Raw genomic sequence first — 499 nt, forward strand, 5'->3', positions numbered from 1 at the left:
CCGAGGTCGGCCCCGCCTCCGCCGTGCTGTCCGGCCCGCACCATCCGTACACCGACAGCCTGACCGGGGACGGTGTGCCGGGCCAGGTGGCTGGCCGTCCGGATTCGGCGGGGCGGGCCGGCTGCCGGTTCGCCTGGGCCTGCCCCCACCGGCTGGACGGCCTGTGTGATCGGGTGGCTCCTCCCGTCCGGCTGCTGTCCGGGCCGGTCGGAGCGCCTGCGCACACGGTGCGTTGCCACCGCGAGCCGTCTGATCTGCCCAGGGCCGCGTCGCCACCGCTCGCCGGGTCAGGTACGCGGGTACTGCCAGCCGCGGCAGGAGAGAGCGTGACGTTCGGACGCCCCGTCGCCGCGGAGACGTCGGCGAGCCCGGCCGGCACCAGCACCAGCACCGGCACCGGCACCAGCACCGACACAACGACATCGACAAACGGAAAGGGAGTCCGGACATGAGCGGCACGACATCGACCGGAACATCAACCGGCTCCATCGCGACCGAG

General features: G+C 73.5%; 1 protein-coding gene. It reads left to right on the top strand.

All coding sequences use genetic code 11. The annotated features are described in order from the left end of the window. Positions 1–452: ABC transporter ATP-binding protein (locus NBW84_RS20810; protein WP_445548791.1), on the top strand; the 452-nt coding region annotated here is incomplete at its 5' end. Positions 453–499: the final 47 nt, after the last annotated feature.

The sequence above is a fragment of the Protofrankia sp. CiP1_Cm_nod2 genome (assembly GCF_920664355.1).
Taxonomy (GTDB): Bacteria; Actinomycetota; Actinomycetes; order Frankiales; family Frankiaceae; genus Protofrankia.